At 69.9% G+C, this 19,818-nt stretch carries 17 protein-coding genes; 12 read left to right on the top strand and 5 right to left on the bottom strand.

The window, feature by feature from the left end; translation table 11 throughout:
* Positions 1 to 180: 180 nt before the first annotated feature.
* Positions 181 to 528, top strand: coding sequence for a nuclear transport factor 2 family protein (locus KBO27_RS31400; protein WP_307870725.1), 348 nt, complete (start codon positions 181 to 183; stop codon positions 526 to 528).
* On the opposite strand, the gene KBO27_RS31395 is transcribed toward KBO27_RS31400, so the two are convergent.
* Positions 503 to 1,324 (bottom strand): bifunctional allantoicase/(S)-ureidoglycine aminohydrolase, encoded by an 822-nt coding sequence (locus KBO27_RS31395; protein ID WP_246538606.1) that lies wholly within the window; start codon positions 1,322 to 1,324, stop codon positions 503 to 505. The genes KBO27_RS31400 and KBO27_RS31395 overlap by 26 nt on opposite strands.
* A gap of 275 nt (positions 1,325 to 1,599) precedes the next feature.
* On the opposite strand from KBO27_RS31395, the gene KBO27_RS31390 reads away from it, so the two are divergent.
* Both KBO27_RS31390 and KBO27_RS31385 read left to right on the top strand, forming a co-directional pair.
* Positions 1,600 to 3,081 (top strand): NCS1 family nucleobase:cation symporter-1, encoded by a 1,482-nt coding sequence (locus KBO27_RS31390; protein ID WP_307870724.1) that lies wholly within the window; start codon positions 1,600 to 1,602, stop codon positions 3,079 to 3,081.
* Between the two features lie 37 nt (positions 3,082 to 3,118).
* A complete protein-coding gene (locus tag KBO27_RS31385; RefSeq protein ID WP_210973482.1) occupies positions 3,119 to 3,838 on the top strand; it encodes an aspartate/glutamate racemase family protein in 720 nt (239 codons plus the stop codon).
* Between the two features lie 116 nt (positions 3,839 to 3,954).
* Here the strand turns inward: KBO27_RS31385 and allB are convergent, their stop codons facing one another.
* The 3 genes from allB to KBO27_RS31370 all read right to left on the bottom strand — a co-directional run bounded on the left by allB (position 3,955) and on the right by KBO27_RS31370 (position 6,958).
* Positions 3,955 to 5,319 carry an allantoinase AllB gene (gene allB / locus KBO27_RS31380; protein WP_210973481.1) on the bottom strand — a complete coding sequence of 455 codons (1,365 nt, stop codon included), beginning with the start codon at positions 5,317 to 5,319 and terminating at the stop codon, positions 3,955 to 3,957.
* Between the two features lie 121 nt (positions 5,320 to 5,440).
* Complete coding sequence (locus KBO27_RS31375) at positions 5,441 to 6,094, bottom strand: GntR family transcriptional regulator (protein WP_307870723.1); 654 nt, start codon at positions 6,092 to 6,094, stop codon at positions 5,441 to 5,443.
* Between the two features lie 84 nt (positions 6,095 to 6,178).
* Entirely contained in the window at positions 6,179 to 6,958 is a 780-nt protein-coding gene (locus KBO27_RS31370) for a GntR family transcriptional regulator (RefSeq protein ID WP_372448894.1), read from the bottom strand.
* Between the two features lie 147 nt (positions 6,959 to 7,105).
* Between KBO27_RS31370 and iolC the strand changes: the two genes are divergently transcribed.
* From iolC to iolD, 4 genes are read left to right on the top strand one after another with little or no spacing between them, the layout of a single operon-like run.
* Complete coding sequence (gene iolC / locus KBO27_RS31365) at positions 7,106 to 8,071, top strand: 5-dehydro-2-deoxygluconokinase (RefSeq protein WP_210973479.1); 966 nt, start codon at positions 7,106 to 7,108, stop codon at positions 8,069 to 8,071.
* A complete protein-coding gene (locus KBO27_RS31360; RefSeq protein ID WP_210973478.1) occupies positions 8,068 to 8,949 on the top strand; it encodes a Cgl0159 family (beta/alpha)8-fold protein in 882 nt (293 codons plus the stop codon). The genes iolC and KBO27_RS31360 overlap by 4 nt, the downstream gene beginning before the upstream one ends.
* Before the next feature lie 15 nt (positions 8,950 to 8,964).
* Positions 8,965 to 9,852 carry a 5-deoxy-glucuronate isomerase gene (gene iolB, locus KBO27_RS31355; RefSeq protein ID WP_210973477.1) on the top strand — a complete coding sequence of 296 codons (888 nt, stop codon included), beginning with the start codon at positions 8,965 to 8,967 and terminating at the stop codon, positions 9,850 to 9,852.
* Positions 9,849 to 11,711, top strand: a complete 1,863-nt coding sequence (iolD, locus tag KBO27_RS31350) for a 3D-(3,5/4)-trihydroxycyclohexane-1,2-dione acylhydrolase (decyclizing) (RefSeq protein WP_210973476.1) — start codon at positions 9,849 to 9,851, stop codon at positions 11,709 to 11,711. Before iolB ends, iolD begins: the two co-directional genes overlap by 4 nt.
* A 12-nt stretch (positions 11,712 to 11,723) precedes the next feature.
* On the opposite strand, the gene KBO27_RS31345 is transcribed toward iolD, so the two are convergent.
* Positions 11,724 to 12,407, bottom strand: coding sequence for a GntR family transcriptional regulator (locus KBO27_RS31345; protein WP_210973475.1), 684 nt, complete (start codon positions 12,405 to 12,407; stop codon positions 11,724 to 11,726).
* A gap of 113 nt (positions 12,408 to 12,520) precedes the next feature.
* Between KBO27_RS31345 and KBO27_RS31340 the strand changes: the two genes are divergently transcribed.
* The 5 genes from KBO27_RS31340 to KBO27_RS31320 are packed head-to-tail and all read left to right on the top strand — an operon-like array spanning position 12,521 to position 19,500.
* The gene (locus tag KBO27_RS31340) at positions 12,521 to 14,014 is read left to right on the top strand and encodes a fumarylacetoacetate hydrolase family protein (RefSeq protein ID WP_210973474.1); all 1,494 of its coding nucleotides are present in this window, start codon (positions 12,521 to 12,523) and stop codon (positions 14,012 to 14,014) included.
* Positions 14,011 to 14,964 carry a 4-hydroxy-tetrahydrodipicolinate synthase gene (gene dapA / locus KBO27_RS31335; RefSeq protein WP_210973473.1) on the top strand — a complete coding sequence of 318 codons (954 nt, stop codon included), beginning with the start codon at positions 14,011 to 14,013 and terminating at the stop codon, positions 14,962 to 14,964. Before KBO27_RS31340 ends, dapA begins: the two co-directional genes overlap by 4 nt.
* Before the next feature lies 1 nt (position 14,965).
* A complete protein-coding gene (hpaE, locus tag KBO27_RS31330) occupies positions 14,966 to 16,459 on the top strand; it encodes a 5-carboxymethyl-2-hydroxymuconate semialdehyde dehydrogenase (protein WP_210973472.1) in 1,494 nt (497 codons plus the stop codon).
* 26 nt (positions 16,460 to 16,485) lie between these two features.
* Positions 16,486 to 17,544 (top strand): 3,4-dihydroxyphenylacetate 2,3-dioxygenase, encoded by a 1,059-nt coding sequence (gene hpaD / locus KBO27_RS31325; protein ID WP_210973471.1) that lies wholly within the window; start codon positions 16,486 to 16,488, stop codon positions 17,542 to 17,544.
* Positions 17,545 to 17,586: 42 nt separating this feature from the next.
* Positions 17,587 to 19,500: an FAD-binding monooxygenase gene (locus KBO27_RS31320; RefSeq protein WP_210973470.1), complete on the top strand. Its 1,914-nt coding sequence runs from the start codon at positions 17,587 to 17,589 to the stop codon at positions 19,498 to 19,500.
* The last annotated feature ends 318 nt before the right edge of the window (positions 19,501 to 19,818 follow it).

The following is a 19,818-nucleotide window of genomic DNA, read 5'->3' as shown; positions in this document are numbered from 1 at the left end:
TTCAGTGGAAATCGGAAACCGGATTTCCACTGAAATCCGGGAGGTCGGGTGACCACTCCGCGTCTGGAGGTTTCACCGCGTTTCGCTCCCTGGGTTCCCGGGTTGCTGCGGTGAACCGGTGTTCCTGTCGGATCACCGCCGTAATCTGGAGTGGACCGGCGGGGAGGGGTGCGGTGTGGAGTGATCGCGCGGGAGCTTCGGTTGCAGGAGCCCGGGGTTCGGGGGGATGCCGAGGCCGTTCGGGCGTTGCTGCATCCGGAGTTCCGGGAGTTCGGGGCTTCCGGGGTGGTGTGGGATCGGGAATCGATCGTGCGGGCCACGGAGGCGAGCAGCGGTGGTGAGGAGCGGATCGAGGCGTCCGATTTCCATCCCACGCGGCTCGGCCCCGACGCGATCCTGCTGACCTGCACCACCCGCTACCGCGGTGCGTCGGCGCTGCGGACCTCGGTGTGGGTCCGCCACGCCGGCGAGTGGCTCCTGCTGCACCACCAGGGGACCGCCGTCAGGTCAGGCGGATCTGGCGGTTGACGTCCTTGTAGAGCAGGTAGCGGAAGGGGCCGGGGCCGCCCGCGTAGCAGGCTTGGGGGCAGAAGGCCCGCAGCCACATGAAGTCGCCTTCCTGGACCTCCACCCAGTCGCCGTTGAGGCGGTAGACGGCCTTGCCCTCCAGGACGTAGAGGCCGTGCTCCATGACGTGGGTCTCGGCGAAGGGGATCACGCCGCCGGGCTGGAAGGTGACGATGTTGACGTGCATGTCGTGGGCGAGGTCGTCGGGGTCGACGAAGCGGGTGGTCGCCCAGGCGCCGTTGGTGTCGGGCATCGGGGTCGGCGCGATGTCCTGCTCCCGGGTCACGAACGGCTCGGGCGCGGAGATGCCGTCGACGAACTCGTAGGGCTTGCGCACCCAGTTGAACGTCGCGGGGGAGTCGCCGGGGTTGGTGACCGACCAGTCGGCTCCGGCGGGCAGGTAGGCGTAACCGCCGGGTTCGAGGTGGTGGCGGGTGCCGGCGATGGTGAGGTCCAGCTCGCCGGTCATGAGGAACACGACGGATTCGACACCGGCTTCGGGCTCGGGGTTGTTGCTGCCGCCTTCGGGGCCGACCTCGACGATGTACTGGGCGAACGTGGTGGCGAAGCCCTGCACGGGCTTGGCGAGCACCCAGGAGCGGGTGCGGGTCCAGCCGGGGAAGTTGCTGGTGACGATGTCGCGCAACACGCCGCGGGGGATCACGGTGTAGGCCTCGGTCACGATCGCCCGGTCGGTGAGCAGATCGGTCTGGGGCGGTAGACCACCGGCAGGCGCGAAGTACGACGGCGTGTTCAAGCTGACTCCTCCTCGACGGGAAACCCGACCTATCAGGCGCCCGTGACCTGCGAAATTCATGTATACAAAAGGGCGCCTGGGGAGCAGGATAGGCAACCTCGGCCCGATGCGGAAGCCCCCGGGTCCGCTGCCGAGATCACATCCGACCCGGTTACCCGACAGTATTGACGGACGCCTGCGCGCGCCTTACCGTCTTCTCCAACTCGCACGTATACTTTCGCATCGCGGAAATGACCCATCTCGCAGAGTGGCGGGGTGGAGCTTGGAGGCGGCCAGTGACTGCCACGAACGACCAATCCGATGTGGACATCCCGCCCGCCTCAAGTGAGCGGCTGTACAGCTACGACCTGGCTCCCACGAAGAAGGAGGGGCGTCGCTGGGGCGCCTACAACGTCTTCACGCTCTGGGCCAACGATGTGCACAGCCTCGGCAACTACGCCTTCGCGATCGGACTGTTCGCGCTCGGGCTCAACGTCTGGGGCATCCTCGCCGCGTTCGTGCTGGCCTCGGCGCTGCTGTTCCTGCTGCTGACGATGTCGGGCTACATGGGCCACAAGGCGGGCGTGCCCTTCCCGGTGATGAGCCGGATCGCGTTCGGCACCAAGGGCGCGCAGATCCCGGCGGCCGTGCGCGGGATCGTGGCCATCGCCTGGTTCGGCATCCAGACCTACCTCGCCTCCTCGGTGCTCGACGCGCTGCTCATCGCGATGTTCCCCGGGCTGAGATCACTGGAAGAGCAGTCCGTGCTGGGCCTTTCGCTGCTCGGCTGGATCACCTTCCTGGCGCTGTGGGCCGTCCAGGTCCTCATCGTCAGCTACGGCATGCACGTCATCCGCAGGTACATGGCGGTAGCCGCGCCGACCACGCTGATCACCATGCTGGGCCTCGCGGTCTGGATGTTCGCCCGCGCGGACTTCTCGATCTCGATGTCCACCGACCAGCCGCTGACCGGCGGGGCGATGTGGTTGCAGATCCTGCAGGGCGCCGCGCTCTGGGTGGTCATCTACGGCACGTTCGTGCTGAACTTCTGCGACTTCACCCGGTCCGCCAAGAGCCGCCAGTCGATCGTGCTGGGCAACCTGGTCGGCATCCCGGTGAACATGCTGTTCTTCGCCGGCATCGTGGTCCTCCTCAGCGGTGCGCAGTTCAAGATCAACGGCCAGGTCATCACCAGCCCGACCGACATCGTGCAGACGATCCCCAACACCTACCTGCTGGCGCTGGCCTCGCTCGCGCTGATCGTGCTGACGATCGCGGTCAACCTGCTGGCCAACTTCGTCGCCCCGATCTACGTGCTGGTCAACCTCTTCCCGAAGCAGCTGAACTTCCGCCGCGCGGGACTGGTGAGCGCGGTGATCGGCCTGGTCATCCTGCCGTGGAACCTCTACGACAGCCCGGTGGTGGTCAACTACTTCCTGGCCGGTCTGGGCGCGCTGCTCGGCCCGCTGTTCGGCGTGATCATGGCCGACTACTGGCTGATCCGGAAGACGCGGGTGAACGTTCCCGCGCTCTACACCGAGGACAGCAACGGCGAGTACCACTACACGCGCGGATACAATCCGAAGGCGGTCTGGGCGTTCATCCCGGCCGCGGCGATCGCCGTGGTGCTGGCACTGGTGCCGGCGTTCAGCTCGGTCGGCGGGTTCTCCTGGTTCATCGGCGCGATTCTCGGCGCGATCATCTACGCGGTCATCGCCGACCGCAAACCGGACGCGCGGGACGTGGACGGGGAGACCATCGCCGTCGCCGCGGAATGAGACCGCGGATCAAGGGTTTTCGGAGAAAGTCGGATTCATGCGCATTCTCGTCGTGAACGTCAACACGACCAAGTCCATCACCGATTCGATCGGTGAGCAGGCCGCCTCGGTCGCCTCGCCCGGGACCGAGATCGTTCCGCTGACGCCGTCCTTCGGGGCGGAGTCGGTGGAGGGCAACTACGAGAGCTACCTCGCGGCGGTCGCCGTGATGGAGGCCGTGCGGGCCTACCCGGAACCGTTCGACGCGGTCATCCAGGCCGGGTACGGCGAGCACGGCCGCGAGGGGCTGCAGGAGCTCCTGGACGTCCCGGTCGTGGACATCACCGAGGCAGCGGCGAGCACGGCGCAGTTCGTGGGCCGCACCTACTCGGTGGTGACCAGCCTGGATCGCACGGTGCCGCTGATCGAGGACCGGTTGCACGCGGCGGGTCTCAGCGCCCGCTGCGCGTCGGTGCGCGCGAGCGGGCTGGCGGTGCTGGACCTGGAACGCGATCCGCAGGCGGCCGTGGACGCCATCGTGGAGCAGGCGGTCACCGCTGTGCGCGAGGACCGCGCGGAGGCGATCTGCCTGGGCTGCGGCGGCATGTCGGGCCTCGCCGAGCGGGTCGTGGATCGCACCGGTGTTCCGGTGATCGACGGCGTGACGGCGGCGGTGACGATCGCCGAGTCGCTGGTCCGGCTCGGCCTGAAGACCTCCAAGGTGCGCACCTACGCCCCGCCGCGCCCCAAGGAGATGAAGAACTGGCCGCCGGCCTGATGGCGTGAAACCACCTGAAGAAGCCGGGCCTCCGACGCGGAGGCCCGGCTTCTTCAGGCGTGGTGGTGGTTTCCGGTCCGAATCGACCGGCGTCGATTCGGACCGGAAACCGTTGCTCAGACCTCGCCGCGGGTGAGGAGCTTGCCGTGCAGCTGGGAGGTGTCCGCGCCGTCACCGGCGATCTGCGTTCCGCGCAGCCAGGTCTCGCGCACGACACCGGCCAGCGGGCGGCCGTGGTAGGCCGAGACCGGGTTGCGGTGCTGGAGCTTGGCGACGTCGACGACGAACGCGTCGTCCGGCGCGAACACGCACAGGTCCGCGTCGTTGCCCACGGCGATCGAGCCCTTGCTGCGCATCCCGGCGAGCTCGGCGGGCTTGCGCGCCATCCAGTTCACCACGTCGGACAGGTCGTACCCGCGCTGGCGCGCCTGGGTCCAGATGGCCGACAGGCCCAGCTGCAGGCTGGAGACCCCGCCCCAGGCGACGCCGAAGTCGCCGGTGTCGAAGCGCTTGAGCTCCGGCGTGCAGGGGGAGTGGTCGCTGACGATGCAGTCGATCGTGCCGTCGGCGAGGGCCTTCCACAGGAGTTCGCGGTTGGCGGCCTCGCGGATGGGCGGGCAGCACTTGAACTGGGTGGCGCCGTCGGGGATCTCCTCGGCGGTGAAGCTCAGGTAGTGCGGGCAGGTCTCGACGGTCACCCGCACGCCCTCGGCACGAGCCGAGGCGATCAGCGGCAAGGCGTCCGACGAGGCCAGGTGCAGGATGTGCACGCGGGCTCCGATGCGCCGGGCCAGCTCGATGACCTGCGCGATCGCGACGTTCTCCGCGCCCTTGGGGCGGGAGGCGAGGAAGTCGCCGTAGTCCTCGCCGTGCGGGGTCGGGGCCTCGTCGATCGCGTCGGAGTCCTCGGCGTGCACGATCATCATCGCGTCGAAACCGGCCAGCTCGCGCAGCGCGGTGTCGAGCTGGGCGGAGTCCAGCGGCGGGAACTCGTCGACGCCGGAGTGCAGCAGGAAGCACTTGAAGCCGAACACGCCGGCCTCGTGCAGACCGCGCAGCTCGTCGAGCTTGCCGGGGATCGCACCGCCCCAGAAGCCGATGTCGACGTGCGCCTTGTCCCGCGCGGTCTTGCGCTTGACCTCCAGCGCGTCGGTGTCGACCGTCGGCGGGAGGCTGTTGAGCGGCATGTCGACGATGGTGGTGACCCCACCTGCGGCCGCCGCGCGGGTGGCGGTCTCGAAGCCCTCCCACTCGGTGCGGCCGGGGTCGTTGACGTGCACGTGGGTGTCGACGAGACCGGGCAGCAGCACCTCGTCGTCGGCGAGCTCGACGACCCGGGTGGCTTCCAGCTCGGCGTCGAGCGGTTCGACGGCGGCGATGCGGCCGTCCCGGATGCCGACGCTGCCGGACGTCTCACCGTGCGGGCCGATGAGTCGCTGCGCCCGGAAGACCAGGTCGAACGGCGTTGTTGAGCGGACCAACGCGGCACCTCCCTCGAACGTCGATCACGAGGGATCGAGTTCCACGATACGAAAGTATATTTGAACGTATACGTAAACTATGGCGAGCTGGTTCCGCCAGTCAAGAGAGGTCAGCGCGGATTCAGTGCACCATGCGCTCGAGCACCATCGCGCGGCTCGCGCGCACGTGCTTGCGGGCGATCTCCGACGCCCGCTCGGCGTCACCGGCCGCTATGGCGGCGTAGAGCTCCGCGTGCTCGGTGCAGACCCGCTCCGGCTCCAGGTTCAGCCGGAACAGGGCGGCCAGCCGTCCGTGCAGCGGTTCGAGCATCGAGGCCAGCAGCTCGTTGCGGGAGACCGCCACCAGCTTGTCGTGGAACTCGGTGTTGGCCTCCGACATCGCGTCGGTGTCGGAGGAGTCCAGCGCCTCGCGGGCGCGGGTGGCCAGCTCTCCCAGCCGTTCCACGTCGGCGGAGTCGCTGCGCTCGGCGGCCAGGCGCGCGGCCAGCGCTTCGAGGGCTTCGCGCACGTCGAAGAGCTCTTCGAGCTGCTGCCGGTCGAGGCTGCGGACGAACACGCCGCGCCGGCGCGGCCGGACCTCGACCATGCCCGCGCTCTGCAGCATCCGGATCGCCTCCCGCACCGGGACGCGGGAGATGCCGAACTCGATGGCCAGCTCCTGCTCGAAGATCCGGTCGCCGGGCCGCAAGCGCCCGTCGCTGATCCGGGCCTGCAGCTCGTCGTGGACCTGATCGCGCAGCGGAACGCGCGGTTCCCCCTGGGGTACTTCGGTCACGGCAACCTCACGAATCACGGCTTCGGCGAGCGTGCATCACGCCCAGCACGTTAGTGCGTTCGCGGTGCCGGCAGGTCTCGCGGGTCACGTGTTGCCGCGGAGGGTGAGGTCGAAGGTGTAGCGGGAGGCGCGGTAGACGTGCGTGCCGTACTCGACGATGGTGCCGGTGTGGTCGTGGGTGATGCGCTGGGCGGTCAGCAGCGCGGCCCCCGGCGGCTCGTCGAGCAGGTCGGCTTCCTCGTCGGTGGCGGTGCGGGCGCCGATGGTCTGCTGCGCGGCGTGCAGGCGGACGCCCGCCGCACGCAGGAGCTGGTAGAGGCCGCGTTCGGTCAGGTCCTCGTCGCCGGGCTTGATCAGCGCGGCCGGCAGGTAGTTGCGCATCCGGGCGATCGGCTCGCCGCGCGCGCTGCGGACGCGCTCCAGGTGCAGGACCTCGTCCTGTTCGGACAGTCCGAGCGCGCGGGCGGCCTCCTCGGGCGGGTGGCAGATCTCGTTGACCAGCACGCGCGTCGTGGGGTGGGCCTCGATGCCGGTGAGGTCGTCGTGCAGGCTGCTCAGCTCCAAGGAGCGCTTGACGTGGTTGAACACGACCTGCGTGCCCGCGCCGCGCTTGCGCACCACGAGTCCCTTGTCGACCAGCGACCCGATCGCCTGCCGGATGGTGGGGCGGGACAACCCGAGGTTGCCCGCCAGCTCGATCTCGTTGTCCAGGCGCGCGCCGACGGGCAGCGCTCCGGAGGTGATGGCGTCCTCGATCTGGCTGGCCACCTGGAAGTACAGCGGGACGGGGCTGCGGTGGTCGACCGAGATCTGCCTGGCCGGATCCCACCTCGGTTCCTGAGGTCGGCGTCGCACGGCGGTCACGCGGCTGACCATAGCAAGAACGCAGGACGTCACTAAATCCTGATGTACGGACAAATCTTGACAGTGATGTGGCGCACACGTACACAAAATGATGTTCGTGCTCCGGCCGCCGCCGGGCGGTCGCGACCCGATGGAGGGGCTGCTGCGATGAGCGATCGGTTCGACGTGGTCACGATGGGGCGGATCGGGGTCGACATCTACCCGCTGCAGACCGGAGTGGCGCTGCCGCAGGTGGAATCGTTCGGCAAGTACCTCGGTGGCACCGCCACCAACGTCGCCGTCGCGGCCGCGCGGCTGGGTCACCGCAGCGCGGTCATCAGCCGCACCGGGGCCGATCCCTTCGGCGAGTACGTCCACCAGGCGCTGCGCGGTTTCGGCGTCGACGACCGGTGGGTCGGCTCCGTCGAGCAGTACCCGACACCGGTCACCTTCTGCGAGCTGTTCCCGCCGGACGACTTCCCGCTGTACTTCTACCGCCGCCCCAAGGCGCCCGACCTGGAGATCCACGACCACGAGCTGGACCACGGGGCGATCGCCGACGCGCGCATCTTCTGGATGACCGGCACCGGCCTGTCCGAGGAACCCAGCCGCTCGGCGACTCTCGCGGCCCTGCGGAACCGGGCCAAGCGCGGCACCACGGTCTTCGACCTGGACTGGCGGCCGATGTTCTGGGACGACAAGGGCGAAGCCGGCCGCTGGTACCGGGAAGCGCTCGCGCACGTCACGGTCGCGGTCGGCAACCTCGACGAGGTGGAGACCGCGGTCGGCAGCCGCGATCCGGAGGAGGCGGCCGATCGGCTGCTGGAGTGCGGTGTGGAGCTGGCCGTGGTCAAGCAGGGCCCCGACGGCGTCCTCGCGCGCACGCGCGGCGAGACGACCGCGGCACCACCGGTTCCGGTCGACGTCGTCAACGGTCTCGGCGCCGGGGACGCCTTCGGCGGCGCGCTGTGCCACGGGCTGCTGCACGACTGGGAGCTGCCGCGGACCATGCGCTTCGCCAACGCCGCGGGCGCGCTGGTCGCCGGTCGTCTGGCCTGCTCCTCGGCGATGCCCTACGAGCAGGAGGTCGCAGCGGTGCTGGCGGCCGACTCCGGCTCGACGCTGAGCGCATGAGCGCGCTGAGCATCGCCGAGGTGATCGAGGCTCGGGCCAGACGTCCCGAGTCCATCGCCGAGGCCGCCGCGCTGCGCACGAGACGGCCGCTGCTGGGCGAGTCCGGCCGCATGATGATCGTCGCCGCCGATCACCCCGCCCGCGGCGCGCTGTCCGCCGGCCGGAATCCGCTGGCCATGGCCAACCGCGCCGAGCTGCTGGACCGGCTGCGCACGGCGCTGGCGCGACCCGGGGTGGACGGCGTGCTCGGCACCGCCGACGTCCTGGAGGACCTGCTGCTGCTCGGGGCGTTGGAGAACAAGGTCGTCATCGGCTCGATGAACCGGGGCGGTCTGGCGGGTGCGTCGTTCGAGCTCGACGACCGCTTCACCGGCCACCGCGCCGAAGACCTGCACCGGATGCGCTTCGACGCGGGAAAGCTGCTGCTGCGGCTCGACCTCGACGACCCGGGATCGCTGAACACCATGCAGGGCGCGGCCGGGGCCATCAACGAACTCGCCGAACGCGGGCTGATCGCGATGGTCGAGCCGTTCCTGTCGCGGCGGGTCGAAGGTGGCGTGCGCAACGACCTCTCGGCCGCGGCGGTGGCGCGCGCGATCACCATCGCCTCAGGGCTGGGCGGTACCTCGGCCTACACGTGGTTGAAGGTGCCGGTGGTCGACGAGATCGACGAGATCGGCCGAGCGCTGGAAGCCACCACGCTGCCGACGGTCCTGCTGGGCGGCGAGGTCCCCGACGATCCGGGAGCCGCCCAGCGGCGGTGGCGCGAGGCGTTGACACTGCCCCACGTGCGCGGTCTGGTGGTGGGCCGGAGCCTGCTGTACCCGCACGACGACGACGTCGCGGGCGCGGTCGACGCCGCGGTCGCCCTGCTCTGAGGTGAGGGAGAAGTGGTGAGCAACGAGGGTTTTCACCTGTCCGACACCGCGCGCGACGGGTACCGCACCTACGTCGACCCCGGCACCGCCGGCTGGGACCACTCGTCGCTGCGGGTGCTGGAGCTGGCCGCCGGTGCATCGCGCGAGTTCGACACCGGGGACAGCGAGTGGATCGTGCTGCCGCTGAGCGGTTCCTGCGCGGTGTCCTGCGACGGCGAGGTCTTCGAGCTCACCGGGCGCGAGAGCGTCTTCTCCGGCGTCACGGACTTCGCCTACGTCCCCCGGGACGCCTCGGTCCGCGTGACCAGCAGCGCCGGCGGGCGGTTCGCGCTGACCGGTGCGCGCTGCGAGAACCGGCTTCCCGCGCGCTACGGCCCGGCCTCGGGCGTGCCGGTGGAGCTGCGGGGAGCGGGGCAGGCCAGCCGCCAGGTCAACAACTTCGGCGCGGCGCACGTCTTCGAGGCGGATCGCCTGATCGCGGTGGAGGTGCTCACCCCGGCGGGCAACTGGTCGTCGTTCCCGCCGCACAAGCATGACGAGGACCGGGAGGGCGAGTCGCGGCTGGAGGAGATCTACTACTTCGAGATCGCGGACTCCCACGGCACGCCCGGCATCGGGTACCAGCGCGTCTACCCGTCCGGCCCGGGAAGCACCACCGACGTGCTCGCCGAGGTGCGCAGCGGCGATGTGGTGCTGATCCCGGACGGCTGGCACGGCCCGTCGATGGCGGTGCCCGGCTACGACATGTACTACCTCAACGTCATGGCCGGTCCCTCGCCGGAGCGCGCCTGGCTGATCTGCGACGACCCCGCGCACGCGTGGGTGCGCGGCACCTGGGAGGACCAGCCGGTCGACCCCCGGCTGCCGCTCTACCGAGCGCCGTCCGAAGTGGAGGGACGATGACGACGCGGAGGCTGACCGTCGCGCAGGCGCTGGTGCTGTTCCTGGCCCACCAGCACACCGAGCGCGACGGCGCGCGGCAGCGGCTGGTCGAGGGCTGCTGGGGCATCTTCGGGCACGGCAACGTCGCCGGGATCGGCCAGGCGCTGCTGGAATCCGGCGACCGGATGCCCTACCTGCAGGGCCGCAACGAGCAGTCGATGGTGCACGCCGCCGTCGGTTTCGCCCGGCAGCGCAACAGGATGTCGACCTACGCGGTGACCACCTCGATCGGTCCGGGCGCGACGAACCTGGTCACCGGCGCGGCGTTGGCCACCATCAACCACCTGCCGGTCCTGCTGCTGCCCGGCGACGTCTTCGCGACCCGGCCCGCCGACCCGGTGCTGCAGCAGCTGGAGGTGCCGCACGCGCGCGATGTCTCGGTCAACGACTGCCTGCGCCCGGTGTCGCGCTACTTCGACCGCATCTGGCGTCCCGAAGCGCTGATCCCCTCGGCGCTGGAGGCGATGCGGGTCCTCAGCGACCCGGTGGAGACCGGCGCGGTGACGCTGGCTCTGCCGCAAGACGTGCAGGCCGAGGCGTTCGACTGGCCGGAGGAGTTCTTCGCCGAGCGCGTGTGGCGGGTGCACCGCCCGGTCGCCGACCCGGACTCGGTGTCCGACGCCGTCGAGGCGATCCGGGGTGCCCGCCGCCCGCTGATCATCGCCGGTGGGGGAGTGCACCACAGCGGCGCCGAGCGGGAGCTGGCCGAGCTCGCCGAGCGCACCGGCATCCCGGTGGCCGAAACCCAGGCGGGCAAGGGCTCCCTGCGTCACGACCACCCGTGCGCGCTGGGCGCGATCGGCCACACCGGCACCGAGATCTCCGACGACCTCGCCCGCGAGGCCGACCTGATCGTCGGCGTGGGGACCCGCTACTCGGACTTCACCACGGCGTCCCGCACCCTGTTCGCGAACCCGGCCGTGCGGTTCGTCAACGTCAACATCGCCTCGATCGACGCGCACAAGCAGGCCGCCACCCCGGTCATCGGCGACGCGCGCACCACCCTGCGCCGCTTCTCGGAGGCGCTGAGCGGGCATCGCGTCGCCGACGAGCACGTCGAGCGCGCTCGGGTCGGTGCGCGCCGCTGGGCGGAGGTCGTCGACTCCGCCACCCGCGGTGCGGGCGACGAGCGCCCGGGGCAGGCCGAGGTCATCGGCGTGCTCGACGAGGTCGTGGGCGAGCGGGACGTGGTCATCAACGCGGCGGGATCGATGCCCGGGGACCTCCACAAGCTGTGGCGCGCCAGGGATTCTCAGCAGTACCACGTCGAATACGGCTACTCCTGCATGGGATACGAGATCCCGGCCGCGATCGGCGCACGACTGGCCGACCCCTCGCGGGAGGTGTTCGCGCTGGTCGGTGACGGCACCTACCTGATGATGCCGTCGGAGCTGGTCACCGCCGTGCAGGAAGGCATCAAGATCAACCTGGTGCTGGTGCAGAACCACGGCTACGCCTCGATCGGCGGCCTGTCCGAGCAGGTCGGTGGCGAGCGGTTCGGCACCGCCTACCGCTACCGCGCCGCCGACGGGGCCTTCACCGGCGATCCGCTGCCCGTGGATCTCGCGGCCAACGCGGCGAGCCTGGGGATGCGGGTCCTGCGCGCGGAGACCAACGACGAGCTGCGCGAAGCCCTCCGGGAATCGCGCGAGGACCCGCGTCCGACCGCGGTCCACGTCGAGACCGACCCGGCCAAGGCCCAGTTGCCGCCCGAGGCGTGGTGGGACGTCCCGGTCGCCGAGGTCGCCGACCGCGAGAGCACCCGCGAGGCCCGCCGCCGCTACGACGTCCAGGCGGCGGCCCGCCGGCACCACCTCTGAGCGGCACCGCCGTCAGGGACGGCGTTGCGCGTGCTGGGAGGTGAGGAACGCGTCGAGCGTGGCGGTGCGGTGGTGCCGCGCCGCGAGCTCGATCTCGATGGAGTCGGCGCCGTTCTCGATCAGGTGGATCAGGTGGTCGTGCTCCTCCACCGACCGGACCGCGCGGCCGGGCACGAAGCCGAAGGTGGAGTCGCGGAGCATGCGCAGCCGGCTCCAGCCCCGGCGGACCAGGTCGGTCATGTGCTCGTTGGGGCAGCGCAGGAACAGCACCGCGTGGAACTCCTCGTTGAGCTCGGTGAACCGGCGCGGGTCGAAGTGCTCGAGGGTGTCGCGCATGCGCTGGTTGATCGCGCGCGCCTTGGCGAGGTCCTCGACGGTGAGCAGGGGAGCCGAGAACCCGGTCGCGGCGCCCTCGACCACGGCGAGGGTCTGCATGGTGGTCACGTACTCGCCCTCGTCGACCAGGGCGACCTGGGCGCCGACGTTCTTCTCGTAGGTGACCAGCCCCTCGGCCTCCAGCCTGCGGATGGCTTCGCGGACGGGGACCGTGCTCACGCCGAGCTCAGCGGCGAGCTGGCTGAGCACCAAGCGGTAGCCGGGGGTGAAGCGGTGCGAGACGATCCGGTCGCGGAGCCACTCGTAGGCCAGTTGGGACTTGCTGGTGGCGGTGCGGTCGTCCGCTGCGTCGGTGGTCATCGCTCCTCGATTCGCTGACGTGGCGGTCCATCTTGCCCGAGGCGCGATCCGCTTCCGGCGCCTGCCGCGCTCCGCATTGTAATCAGATATGTCATCGTATACGATCCTCGGTCATGACGACCGATGCCGCTCGTTCCACGGCTGACGGCCTCGCGCGCCACCCGCTCGTCGGGCGGCCGGGCAAGGTCATCGCGCTGCACCTCAACTACCCGTCGCGGATCGCCCAGCGCGGCCGGGCGCCGTCGAGACCCTCGTACTTCCTCAAGACCGTGACGTCGCTGGCGACCAGCGGTCAGAGCGTCGAGCGACCGCCCGGAACCGAGCTGCTGGCCTTCGAAGGCGAGATCGCGCTGATCATCGGCACGACCGCCCGTCAGGTCGCGCGGGAGGACGGCTGGTCGCACGTCGCCGCCGTGACCGCGGCCAACGACCTCGGTGTCTACGACCTGCGGGCTGCCGACAAGGGCTCCAACCTGCGCTCCAAGGGCGGCGACGGCTACACCCCGCTCGGCCCGGCGAGCATCCCCGCCGAGCAGGTCGATCCGGCGTCGCTGCGCGTGCGCACCTGGGTCAACGGCGCACTCGCCCAGGAGGACTCCTCGGCGGCCGTGGTCTTCCCGTTCGGCGAGCTGGTCGCGGACCTCTCCCAGCTGATCACCCTCGAACCCGGCGACGTCGTGCTCACCGGCACCCCGGCGGGGTCGTCGGTGGTCGGGCCCGGCGACGTCGTCGAGGTCGAGGTGGACGTTCCCGGCACCGAGCACAGCACCGGACGGCTGCGCACCAGCGTCGTCGAAGGTGCCGAGCCGCTGCCGGAGTTCAGCGCGCAGCCGTCGGTCGACGACGTCCAGCGGGCGGAGGCGTGGGGCAGCCGCGACGCCGCCGGGCTGGAGCCGCCGTTCGAGCTCACCGAGGACCGCATCGCCAAGCTGCGCCAGGTGGCCGTGGCGACGCTGTCGGCGCAGCTGCGCAAGCACGGTTACAACCAGCTGTCCATCGACGGCGTGCGCACCGACAAGCCCGGCAGCAAGATCATCGGTCGAGCCCGCACGCTGCGCTTCGTGCCCGCGCGCGAAGACCTGTTCCGCAGCCACGGCGGCGGGTACAACGCGCAGAAGCGGACCTTCGACTCGTTGAAGCCCGGAGACGTGCTGGTGGTCGAGGCGCGCGGCGAGCGCGGCAGTGGCACCGTCGGCGACATCCTCGCGTTGCGCGCGCAGGTGCTGGGCGCGGCCGGGATCGTCACCGACGGGGGAGTGCGCGACCACAGCGCCGTCCGGGAGCTCGACATCCCCACCTTCTCCGGCGGCCCGCACCCGGCGGTGCTCGGGCGCAAGCACGTGCCGTGGGACAACGACATCACCGTGGCCTGCGGCGGGGCGAGCGTGCAGCCGGGCGACGTCATCGTCGGCGACGACGACGGGGTGCTGGTCATCCCGCCGGTGCTGCTCGACCAGGTGCTCGACGCCGCGATCGAGCAGGAGGCCGAGGAGGAGTGGATCGCCGCCCGCGTCGCCGAAGGCGCGGCGGTGGACGGGCTGTACCCGCTGACCGGAGAGTGGCGCCGCCGCTACGACGCCGAGCGCGACCAGGAAGGAACCCGATGACGAACTGGCGTACCCGACCCGAGCAGTTGACGGGATCGATCGCTCCGGTGATCACCCCGTTCACCGCCGACGGCGAGGTGGACCACGCCTCGCTGGCGAACCTCGTCCAGTGGCAGCTCAAGCAGGGCTCCGACGGGATCTCCATCGGTGGTTCCACCGGTGAGCCCAGCGCTCAGACCATCGACGAGCGCGCCGAGGCGATCCGCACCGTGCTCAAGACCGTCGACGGCCGGGCACCGGTCGTGCCGGGCACGGGTTCGGCGAAGCTGGACGAGACGATCGAGCTGACCGGTGCGGCCTACGAGGCGGGGGTGGACGCGGCGCTGATCATCACGCCGTACTACGCGAAGCCGACGCAGGAAGCGCTCTACGTCTGGTACTCCACGGTCGCCAAGGAGTACCCGGACCTGCCGATCATCGCCTACAACGTGCCGACCCGGACCGCGGTGGAGATCGCGCCGGAGACCGTCGCCCGGCTGCACCGCGATGTGCCGAACTTCGTGGGCATCAAGGAGACCACCAAGGACTTCGAGCACTTCTCGCGGGTGATCAAGGCCGCGGGCCGGGATCTGCTGGTGTGGTCCGGGATCGAGCTGCTGTGCCTGCCGCTGCTGGCGCTGGGCGGCACGGGTTTCGTCAGCGCGACGGCCAACATCGCGCCCGGGGCGACGAAGCGGATGTACGAGGCTTTCCACGCCGGTCGGATGGACGAGGCGCTGGACATCCACTACGGGCTGCACCCGCTGGTGGACCTGATCTTCGTGGAGACCAACCCGGCGCCGGTCAAGTGGGTGCTGGCCCAGCGCGGCCTGATCCGCTCCGAGCACGTCCGGCCGCCGCTGATCACGCCGACCGACGCGGGCAAGGACAAAATCCGCGCGCTGCTGGCCGAGGGCGCCGAGTACCTGTCGCCGGTCGAGGACGACGACACCATCGCCGGAGGGAACTGACATGACGATCCAGCACGTGCCGGCCGACCTGCCCAAGCGCATCCAGCACTTCATCGACGGGGAGTTCGTCGACAGCCTCGACGGCGACACCTTCGAGGTCCTCGACCCGGTGTCCAACCAGTCCTACCTGGAGGCCTCGTCGGGTAAGCAGGCCGACATCGACCGCGCGGTCTCGGCTGCCCGCAGGGCTTTCGACGAGGGCCCGTGGCCGGGGATGCTGCCGCGCGAGCGCGCCCGGATCCTGAACAAGATCGCCGACATCGTCGAGACCCGCAACGAGCGGCTGGCGGAGCTGGAGACCTTCGACACCGGGTTGCCGATCACGCAGGCGCTGGGTCAGGCGAAGCGGGCGGCGGAGAACTTCCGGTTCTTCGCGGACCTGATCGTCGCCCAGGCCGATGACACCTACAAGGTGCCGGGCAAGCAGGTCAACTACGTCAACCGCAAGCCCAAGGGCGTGGCCGGGTTGATCACGCCGTGGAACACGCCGTTCATGCTGGAGAGCTGGAAGTTGGCTCCCGCCTTGGCGTCCGGGTGCACGGTGGTGCTCAAGCCCGCTGAGTTCACGCCGCTGTCGGCCGGGTTGTGGCCGGAGATCTTCCGCGAGGCCGGTGTTCCGGACGGGGTGTTCAACATCGTCAACGGTCTCGGGGAGGAGGCCGGGGACGCGCTGGTCAAGCACGAGGACGTCCAGCTGATCTCCTTCACCGGCGAGTCCGCGACCGGCAAGCTGATCTTCGCCAACGCCGCCCCGACGCTCAAGGCGCTGTCGATGGAGCTCGGCGGCAAGAGCCCGGCCGTGGTGTTCGCCGACGCCGACCTGGACGCGGCGATCGACTCCACGGTGTTCGGCGTGTTCTCGCTCAACGGCGAGCGCTGCACCGCCGGCAGCCGAATCCTGGTGGAGCGCAGCATCTACGACGAGTTCGTGCGCCGGTACGTCGAGCGCGCGAAGAACGTCAAGGTGGGCGATCCGCACGACCCGGCCACCGAGGTCGGGGCGCTGGTGCACCCCGAGCACTACGAGAAGGTCACCGGCTACATCGAGATCGGCAAGACCGAGGCGAAGCTCGCCGCGGGCGGTGGGCGCCCGGAGGGCCTGGAGTCGGGCAACTACGTGGCGCCGACGGTGTTCGTGGACGTGCCGCCGACCGCGCGGATCTTCCAGGAGGAGATCTTCGGGCCGGTCGTGGCGATCACCCCGTTCGACACAGACGAGGAAGCGCTGCGCCTGGCCAACGACGTCAAGTACGGGCTGGCGGCTTACGTGTGGACGGCGAACCTGGAGCGCGCGCACAACTTCGGGCAGCGCGTGGACGCGGGAATGGTTTGGCTGAACTCGCACAACGTCCGCGACCTGCGCACCCCGTTCGGTGGTGTGAAGGCATCCGGGCTCGGGCACGAGGGCGGCTACCGGTCGTTGGACTTCTACTCCGACCAGCAGGCCATGCACATCTCGCTGGCCCCCGTCCACACCCCGAAGTTCGGCGCCTGACGACTGAAGTGAAGGAGCGTTCAACGATGAGTGCCGACCTCACCCCACCGGACATCCTGCGTTGCGCGTACCTCGACCTGGTGGTCACCGACCTGGCCAGGGCGCGGGAGTTCTACGTCGACGTGCTCGGCCTGGTGGTCACCGAGGAGGACGACGAGGCGATCTACCTCCGCACGCTGGAGGAGTTCATCCACCACAACCTGGTGCTGCGCAAGGGGCCGGTGGCCGCTGCGGCGGCGTTCGCCTACCGGGTGCGGACCCCGGAGGACGTGGACCGGGCCGAGGAGTGGTTCGCCGCGCGCGGCTGCCGCACCGAACGCCGCGCCGACGGCTTCGCCAAGGGCATCGGCGACTCCGTCCGGGTCACCGACCCGCTCGGGTTCCCCTACGAGTTCTTCCACGAGGTGGCCCACGTCGAGCGGCTGGCGTGGCGCTACGACCTCTACACCCCGGGTGCGCTGGTGCGCCTGGACCACTTCAACCAGGTCACCCCGGACGTGCCGAAGGGCCGGGAGTACTTGGAGGACTTGGGTTTCCGGGTCACCGAGGACATCCAGGACGCCGAGGGCACCACCTACGCGGCCTGGCTGCGGCGCAAGGACACCGTCCACGACACCGCGCTGACCGGCGGCGACGGGCCGCGGCTGCACCACATCGCCTTCGCCACCCACGAGAAGCACAACATCCTGTCGATCTGCGACAAGCTCGGCGCGCTGCGGATGTCCGACGTCATCGAGCGCGGACCAGGCCGTCACGGCGTGTCCAACGCCTTCTACCTCTACATCCGCGACCCCGACGGCCACCGGGTGGAGATCTACACCCAGGACTACTACACCGGCGACCCCGACAACCCCACGGTGACCTGGGACGTCCACGACAACCAACGCCGCGACTGGTGGGGCAACCCGGTCGTGCCGTCCTGGTACACCGAGGCCTCCCCGGTCCTGGATCTCGACGGCAACCCGCAGCCCCTGCAGGTGCGCACCGACAGCAGCGAGATGGCCGTGACGGTGGGAGCCGATGGCTTCTCCTACACGCGCAAGGGCGATGAGGACAAGGGATTCAAACTCGGCACCTCGCTCTGAGCGGGGCAGCCGCCGAACTCACGACGGAGTGAGGAGAGCGCGTTGCAATTCCACCACCACGGATACGTTTCCGGTGACCCGCGAGTTCAGCCCGCAGCCGGCGTGGGTCTCAACCGCCCCGAGGAGCTGCCGGGTGAGGTCGACGTTCTCATCGTGGGCAGCGGCCCGGCGGGCATGATCGCCGCCGCGCAACTGGCGCAGTTCCCGAACATCACGGCCCGGCTGGTCGAACGCCGGCCGGGACGGCTGGAAGTCGGTCAGGCCGACGGGATCCAGGCTCGCAGCGTCGAGACCTTCCAGGCGTTCGGCTTCGCCGGGCGGATCATCGAGGAGGCCTACCGGATCACCGAGATGGCGTTCTGGAAGCCTGACCCGGAGCACCCGGAGAACATCGTGCGCGCCGCGCGTGCGCCCGACGACCCGAGCGGCATCAGCGAGTTCCCGCACCTGATCGTCAACCAGGCCCGCGTGCTGGACTACTTCGCCGAGGCCGCCCGCAACGCCCCGGGACGACTGGAACCGGACTACGGCTGGGAGTTCGTCGGGCTCGACGTCGACGACGACGGCGTGAACGTGCGGCTGCGCCGGACGGCCGGAACCGACGAGGGGTCCGAACGCACCATCCGCGCCCAGTACGTGATCGGCTGCGACGGCGCGCGCAGCGGGGTGCGGGAGTCGATCGGCCGGGAACTGGTCGGCGACCAGGCCAATCACGCCTGGGGCGTGATGGACGTGCTGGCCGAGACCGACTTCCCCGACATCCGCACCAAGTGCGCCATCCAGTCCCACGACGGCGGCAGCATCCTGCACATCCCGCGCGAGGGCAACCACCTGTTCCGGATGTACGTCGATCTGGGCGAGGTCTCCGCCGACGATCACGGCAAGGTCCGCGAGACCACGCAGGAAGAGGTGGAGGTGCGCGCCAACCGGATCCTGCACCCGTACACGCTGACGGTGAAGCACGTGGCCTGGCGCAGCGTCTACGAGGTCGGGCACCGGTTGACCGACAAGTTCGACGACGTGCCCGCCGAGCTCGTGGGCGTGCAGCACCCGCGCGTGTTCATCACCGGAGACGCCTGCCACACCCACAGCGCCAAAGCCGGTCAGGGCATGAACGTCTCGATGCAGGACGGCTGGAACATCGCCTGGAAGGTCGCGCACGTCCTCGACGGGCGCGCCGACCCGGCGCTGCTGGACACCTACTCCGCCGAGCGCCAGGTCATCGCCCAGAACCTCATCGACTTCGACCGCCGCTGGTCGAAGCTGATGGCCGCCAAGCCCGAGGAGCTCTCCGACCCGACCGAGCTGGAGGACTTCTACGTCAAGACCGCCGAGTTCCCGGCCGGTCTCATGACGCAGTACCAGCGGTCGATGATCACCGCCGAGGCCGCGCACCAGGACCTGGCCGCGGGATTCCCGATCGGCAAGCGGTTCAAGTCCCACCCGGTGACCCGGGTCTGCGACGCCAACCCGGTCCACCTGGGCCACCACCACCGGGCCGATGGCCGCTGGCGCATCTACGTCTTCGCCGACCGGCCAGGCCCGGGAGAACCCTCGCAGGCCACCGACTTCGCCGAGTGGATCATCACGGCTCCGGATTCGCCGGTGCGGTGCCACACCCCGGCGGACCGCGACGTCGACGCCTGCTTCGACGTCAAGGTCATCTACCAGCAACCGCACACCGAGGTCGACCTCGGCCGGGTCCCCGCCGCCTACAAGCCCGAGGTCGGCCCGTTCGAGATCATCGACTACGAGAAGGTCTACGCGGCGGACCCGGCGGACGACATCTTCACCGCCCGCAACATCAGCCGAGGAGGAGCCCTGGTAGTGGTCCGCCCGGACCACTACGTCTCCCACGTCCTACCCCTCCACGCCCACGACGACCTCAAGACCTTCTTCAACGCCCTCACCACCGCCGAACCAACACCCCCGAAACCCAAAGCCCCCACCCCGTAACCGGATTTCAGTGGAAATCGAGTCCCGGATCTCCACTGAAATCCGGAACCCCGGGCGACAGCCACGGGCCCCGGGCGGTCCCACAACCCCGAATACCGCCGTAATCAGGGACCGGATTACTGCCGTAATCGGGGACCGGATTACTGCGGTAATCCGTGCTTCGGACAGGACCAGCGGCTCATCGGTGTCGCCGGTTCCGGCCGGGCCAACCCTTCACCGGACAGTCCCCCGGAAGCCAGGACCCCGATTTCAGTGGAAGTCGGGGACCGGGTTTCAGTGGAAGTCGGGGATCGGGCTTCGGTGGGAGTTGGGAGTCTG

It is taken from the genome of Saccharopolyspora endophytica, from assembly GCF_018070075.1.
Classification (GTDB): Bacteria; Actinomycetota; Actinomycetes; order Mycobacteriales; family Pseudonocardiaceae; genus Saccharopolyspora; species Saccharopolyspora endophytica.
The sequence above is the reverse complement of the archived record's forward strand: the minus strand, read 5'-3'. Positions and strand labels throughout refer to the sequence as shown.